At 59.0% G+C, this 6,094-nt stretch carries 6 protein-coding genes; 1 reads left to right on the top strand and 5 read right to left on the bottom strand.

The window, feature by feature from the left end; translation table 11 throughout:
* The 3 genes from RQ935_RS09140 to glyA form a co-directional block, all read right to left on the bottom strand.
* A partial coding sequence (locus tag RQ935_RS09140) for a hypothetical protein (RefSeq protein WP_295027204.1) occupies positions 1–201 on the bottom strand: 201 nt, incomplete at its 3' end.
* Positions 202–581: 380 nt separating this feature from the next.
* A complete protein-coding gene (locus RQ935_RS09135) occupies positions 582–1,484 on the bottom strand; it encodes a bifunctional methylenetetrahydrofolate dehydrogenase/methenyltetrahydrofolate cyclohydrolase (protein ID WP_297346860.1) in 903 nt (300 codons plus the stop codon).
* Complete coding sequence (glyA, locus tag RQ935_RS09130) at positions 1,481–2,773, bottom strand: serine hydroxymethyltransferase (RefSeq protein WP_311498115.1); 1,293 nt, start codon at positions 2,771–2,773, stop codon at positions 1,481–1,483. Before glyA ends, RQ935_RS09135 begins: the two co-directional genes overlap by 4 nt.
* Positions 2,774–3,037: 264 nt before the next feature.
* On the opposite strand from glyA, the gene RQ935_RS09125 reads away from it, so the two are divergent.
* Positions 3,038–3,592 carry a hypothetical protein gene (locus tag RQ935_RS09125; RefSeq protein WP_295027209.1) on the top strand — a complete coding sequence of 185 codons (555 nt, stop codon included), beginning with the start codon at positions 3,038–3,040 and terminating at the stop codon, positions 3,590–3,592.
* A 10-nt stretch (positions 3,593–3,602) separates the two neighbouring features.
* Here RQ935_RS09125 and RQ935_RS09120 read toward each other — a convergent pair whose 3' ends face one another.
* Together RQ935_RS09120 and ispG are read right to left on the bottom strand one after the other, a co-directional pair.
* Positions 3,603–4,712 carry a Dyp-type peroxidase gene (locus RQ935_RS09120; protein WP_311498114.1) on the bottom strand — a complete coding sequence of 370 codons (1,110 nt, stop codon included), beginning with the start codon at positions 4,710–4,712 and terminating at the stop codon, positions 3,603–3,605.
* Positions 4,713–4,910: 198 nt separating this feature from the next.
* Positions 4,911–6,071 (bottom strand): flavodoxin-dependent (E)-4-hydroxy-3-methylbut-2-enyl-diphosphate synthase, encoded by a 1,161-nt coding sequence (gene ispG / locus RQ935_RS09115; protein WP_399532376.1) that lies wholly within the window; start codon positions 6,069–6,071, stop codon positions 4,911–4,913.
* Positions 6,072–6,094 lie beyond the last annotated feature (23 nt).

Raw genomic sequence — 6,094 nt, 5'->3', positions numbered from 1 at the left:
AGCAGGAGTAAAATCGAGTTCTTTCAAAAAGTGACGACCGTGAAAATCAGTCATGATTATCCCTTCCATAACTAGGTAATTATCCAGATTCGGGGGAAGGAGCTTTCTGGATTGTCCAAAAATTCCGCATTCCTCCCAAGCACGTCTTTTGTGCGTAGGTTTAACAGCCCCTCGAAACAAGAATGATGTTACCTCGGCCATGTCACTGAGCACAGGGGATGTGGCCCTTATTGTGAGCAAAATTGAAAAATAAACCCTCCTATATCCGGTCTAAGCCGGGTAAATAACTCGAGTCGACAGGGCGCTATCCGACCCTAAACGGCGATAACGTCGTCTTTTGCATTTTTGAGCTTGAGAAGGATTTCAGCAGGCACCATGGTCTCAATCCGCACTCTATGCGAAATTACTGACAAATCTGCCCTCTGATGTTCGGAAAGGGTCTTTTGGAAGGGAATCTGAGATTCGGCCATCTGTTGAGCTTGCCGAACACGCGAATACGCAACTTTGTTTCGTTAAAAGAAACCTGCTGCGGTGACAGCCCGAAAAAATCAGCCTGTCACCGCCGTTAGGGAGATTAAGATTTAAATCCCGGCCGCGCGTTCCGCGGCTTCGACCACGTTGACCAGCAGCAACGCCCGGGTCATCGGCCCAACCCCGCCGGGATTCGGCGTCAACCAGGCGGCCACCCGGTCGACCCCGTCCGCCACGTCACCGTGCAATCGAGACTTGCCGGTATCCGGGTCGATAACCCGAGACACTCCCACGTCAAACACAGCAGCGCCGGGCTTGACCATGTCCGCGGTGATAATGCCCGCGACCCCGGAGGCAGCCACGATGACGTCCGCTTGGCGACATTTCGCAGCCAGATCCTGGGTGCCGGTATGGCACGAAGTCACGGTGGCGTTGACATCTTTACGTCCCAGCAGCAGCCCGATGGAACGACCCACCGTAGTGCCGCGCCCCACCACGCACACGTCTTTACCGTTGAAATCCAGACCGAAACGACGACCCAGTTCGATGACGGCCCGGGGAGTGCAGGGCAAAGGCGAAGTTATCGGCTCTGACACCCGCAACACCAGACGGCCCAGGTTCATGGGATGCAGGCCATCGGCATCTTTATCCGGGTCGATAGCTTCCAAAATCCGGTTCGTGTCCATACCCTTAGGTAACGGTAGCTGCACGATATATCCCGTACAGGCCGGGTCTTGGTTCAACCGTTGCACCGCCGCCATGACTTCGTCTTGGCTGGCGGTGGCAGGCAAATCGACCCGAATGGACTCGATGCCGACCTCCGCGCAGTCCCGATGTTTACCAGCCACGTAGGTTACGGAACCGGGATCCTCGCCGACCAGGATAGTGCCCAGCCCGGGAATAACCCCGCGCTCACGTACCGCGGCGACACGCGCCTGCAACTCGGCTTTGATAGCACCAGCGGTGGCTTTGCCGTCCAGGACCTGAGCTGGCCCCTCCCAGGGCGCCCTCATTGCACCAGTCCCGGATAGAGCGGGAAGGCTTCGGTCAGTTTCGCCACCCGAGCCCGATACTTGGCCACGTCCACCGCGGATTCGCCCGCGGCACCGTCCACCAGCACAGAAGCGATGATGTCGGCAACCTCGCGGAACTCCGCCTCGCCAAAGCCGCGAGTAGCCAGAGCCGGGGTGCCGATACGCAGACCGGAAGTGACCGCCGGGGGACGCGGGTCGAACGGCACTGCGTTACGGTTCACGGTAATGCCCGCTTCATGCAGCAGGTTCTCGGCCTGTTGCCCGTCCAGGTTGGAGTTAACCAGGTCCACCAGCACCAAGTGAACATCGGTGCCGCCGGTCAACAGGTCGATGCCCGCCGCCTGGCAATCGGGCGCCATCAGGCGTTCGGCCAAAATTTGGGCGCCTTGGATGACGCGCTGCATCCGCTCTTTAAACTCAGGCGTGCCGGCAATCTTGAGCGCCACTGCTTTCGCCGCGACCACGTGCATCAGGGGACCACCCTGCTGACCGGGGAAAACGGAACTGTTGATCTTCTTGCCGAACTTTTCCCCATCACGGGACAGAATCAGACCCGAACGCGGCCCGCCAATGGTCTTGTGAATGGTCGTGGAAACCACGTCCGCGTAAGGCACCGGGGAGGGGTGCAAACCAGCGGCGACCAGACCCGCAAAGTGTGCCATATCGGTCCACAGATAGGCCCCGACCTCGTCCGCGATAGAACGGAAAGCCGCAAAATCCAGGTGCCGCGGATAGGCGGACCAGCCGGAAATAATCACGTCAGGGCGCTCGGCCAACGCGAGTTCCCGCACCCGATCCATGTCGATACGCTTGGTATCCGGTTCCACTCCGTAGGCTGCGACCTGGTAGAGACGACCACTAAAGTTAATCTTCATGCCGTGGGTGAGGTGACCGCCGTGCGCCAAGCTCAGGCCCATGATCTTGTCTCCGGGCTTGATGAGCGCGGAAAGCACCGCCGCGTTCGCCTGGGCGCCAGAGTGGGGCTGCACGTTCGCGAAATCGGCTCCGAACAGCTTTTTGGCCCGCTCAATGGCCAGGGTCTCAGCGACGTCAACGTTTTCGCAGCCGCCGTAATAGCGTTTGCCCGGATAGCCTTCGGCGTATTTGTTAGTCAAAACGCTGCCCTGGCATTGCAATACGGCGCGGGGCACAAAGTTTTCCGACGCAATCATTTCCAGGGTGTCGCGCTGACGATTCAGTTCAGCATCCAGCACGGCCTGGATTTCCGGATCAACCTCAGAAAGGGGCTGGTTCATGACTTCAGTCATAGTTCCTCCATAGTTTTGCGAGCACAACCCAGGCGTCCGATTGTGTAAATGCGCTCCCCGGAGGGTTATTCCTCCTGCCCACTGTCCCCGCGAAACAATCCGGGGTCTGGTAGGCATCGCCAGTCGCTGCCTTTACAAGGTTACCAAAAAATTTATCTCCCCCCACACCTCGCAATTCCGGTGGTTCGGGCGAAAACTGGGGTTTCCTGGGCAAACCGGGTCCGCCGGCACCGCAAGGGGGCGAAAGTTTGTTAAAATCCAGTCATGAGTTCGTTGTCGGCGCCGTATTGGGGAATGATGATACCCGCTCAGGTCATTCCTCAAGACAAGTGGACAGCTACGCAAAACCTGGTCTATTTCCTGATAGTGGTGGGCACTATCGCTCTGACCTTGGGTGTCGTGTGGCTGATTCGTCACTTCCACGGCGACACCGTCATTCCAGACGCAGTCCCCCGGCACGACGAAATCAAACTCATTTATGAAGAGACCCTCTCTGCGGCGGACCGTGTCATCGTGCGGGATAACCAAGTCATTGAGGCAGTGCGCTACATCCCGAAGGATCCGAACCTGGTAGCACCGCTGCAGCAGTGGCGTGACAAGCGGCGCGAATGGGCTGGCGAAATGGCTTTCCTGGAGTCCTTGGGGAAAAATCCCACACCGGAAACACTGACGGACACCGATAACGCGGAAACCCTGCGGCGCCTACACGGCTTAGCGCAGGAACTCGAAGCCTCTCAACGCGGGCTGCTGCGCGCCATTCGTCAGTCCATCGCCACCGGGACCGAAAATTTGCCCCTGGGTACGGACGCGAACTCGTAAACGCTCTGGCCTATTTTTCCAGCAAACCCTGTCCCCAATAGGTTTCCGCGCTGGTTCCCGGAACAATCCAGTAAACTGCCGAACCGATGTGGGAAATAAACTTGTTCAACAAGTCGTGCATATCCAGGCGCTTTTGAATGGCCGTGAACTGATAATCCGGGTTGCGCTGGAAAGAAATCCACACCAAACCGCTGTTGGTCAGGTCAGACTGTCCCGGTTCCGGGGCATCGTCGTAGGCAAAAGCGCGGCGACGCAGCTTATCGGAACCGTCTTCGGTATGTTCGCGGGACAGCGCCAGGTGAGAGCGCCGATCAATGATGAAGTTACCGGCTTCGTCTACCGCGTCCATGTCCTCCTCATCGAACTCGCCACCACCGCTCAACGGACCGCCATCGGAAAGTTTGCGGCCGATGACGCGCTCCCGGGCGGGACGGTCCAGTAATTCCCACGGATCGAGGAAGTTTTGAATCCGGCGCAGCACCATAATGGTGGAACCGTCCAGGTAGGCCTGGTCGCCAGAGCCGTCCAACCACACCTGCTCGGAGAATTCCTCCGCGGTGGACGGGTTCACGGTGCCGTCAACCTGACCGAACGGATTTCGCGGGGTCGTGCCGCGCGGGGCTGAACCGTAGGCGTAAGTGAAGCCCTTTTGCATCCATTGCAACGTGGCTTTGCCTTCGCACTTGGCCAGGATCAGGCGACCGGCCGCGAACAGGGTGCCCGGGTCGTCGCAGCAAATCTGGAACACTAAATCGGTCTGACCCCAGCGTTCCTGCAGCTGGTCGAGTTTGAAAGCGGGAATGTCATGCAAGCCCTCGGGTTTTAGTTCCGGCTTACCCAAGAAATCAAAAATCCGCTCTCCAAAACCGCAGGTGATGGTAAGGTTAGCGGTGACCGCGACCATTTCCGGAGCTAGGAAGTTCGGAATCGGGTTGCCCTGGGTCAACTCGCGGGCTGTGGCAGTCAGGTCCTTGAGCAGCTCAATGAACGCCGCCTGGTCCAGGCTAGGTTCCAGGTTCATCCCCAAAACTTCCAGATGCGCCTGCGGAGGCTGTTCCACCCCGGACTGCACTCGGCCATCGAAAGGAATAGTAGCTTTTTGCAACGCGGTTTCAGACATTTTCCATAACTCCTCGGTAAATCTAAGCAGTAACTCTTATCCTAGCCTCTCGCCACCTCCCGGTTGCACCAAACCGGGAACCCCGCCCGACCGGCCTAGTGCCCCGAGCTACACAACCTCCGCGGATAACCAGCCGACTGCGCTTGCCAAAGCAAAACGCCGGAAACCCCCACGATACCGGCACCTCGCCGTGGGTCCTCAACCGGCTACGTTCACCTGGGGTTCACCCGCTTCCAAGCCCAGCTCCCGACCCAACCGGTTCGCTTCAGCTATCAGGGTTGGCACAATCTCCGCTTCCGGGACGGTCTTGATGACCTGGCCTTTAATGAAAATCTGGCCTTTGCCGTTGCCGGAGGCCACGCCCAAATCGGCTTCCCGCGCTTCACCCGGACCGTTGACAATGCAGCCCATCACCGCGACCCGCAGCGGGTAGGTGATGTCTTTCAGCCCGGCGGTAACCTCATTGGCCAGCGTGTAAACGTCGACTTGGGAACGTCCGCAGGACGGGCAGGACACGATTTCAAAGTTGCGTTTCCGCAAGCCCAGAGAACGCAAAATCTCTAACCCGACCTTGACTTCCTCGACCGGAGGAGCCGAAAGCGAAACCCGAATCGTGTCGCCAATCCCTTCGGAGAGCAACGCCCCGAAAGCGGTTGCGGATTTGATGGTGCCTTGGAAAGTCGGGCCGGCCTCCGTCACGCCCAGGTGCAGCGGCCAGTCCCCGTGCTGGGCCAACAGGCGGTAGGCCTGAATCATCGTCACCGGGTTGTGGTGTTTCACCGAGATGGCAAAGTCATGGAAATCCACGTCCTCGAACAGCGATGCCTCCCACATGGCGGACTCGGCGAGCGCCTCAGCGGTGGCTCCCCCGAACTTTTCGTACAACCGCTTGTCCAAAGACCCCGCATTGACCCCGATGCGCAGTGCGGTGCCGTGGTCGGAGGCGGCTCGGGCGATTTCGCGCACCTGGTCGTCAAAAGCCCGGATGTTGCCGGGGTTCACCCGCACCGCCCCGCAGCCGGCCTCGATAGCTTGGAACACGTACTTGGGCTGAAAGTGAATGTCTGCCACCACCGGGATGGTGGCACGTTTACAGATTTCGGGCAGCGCCGCGGCATCGTCCGCGGAAGGACACGCCACCCGGATAATGTCGCAGCCCGCAGCCGTCAGTTCGGCAATTTGCTGCAAGGTCGCCTCTACGTCAGAAGTCAGGGTGGTGGTCATGGACTGGACGCTCACCGGAGCATCTCCCCCCACGGCGACGCTGCCGACCTGGATTTTGCGGGTCTGATGGCGCGGCGCCAACGGTTCGCGGGCGGACAGAGACTTGGTGGGCATCCCCAGGTTTACTTCACTCACGGTTTCGATTATTCCACCTTTGC

It is taken from the genome of uncultured Mobiluncus sp. (genome assembly GCF_963511525.1).
Taxonomy (GTDB): Bacteria; Actinomycetota; Actinomycetes; order Actinomycetales; family Actinomycetaceae; genus Mobiluncus.
Note: the sequence above shows the minus strand (reverse complement) of the source record. Positions and strands in the feature narration are given on the sequence as shown.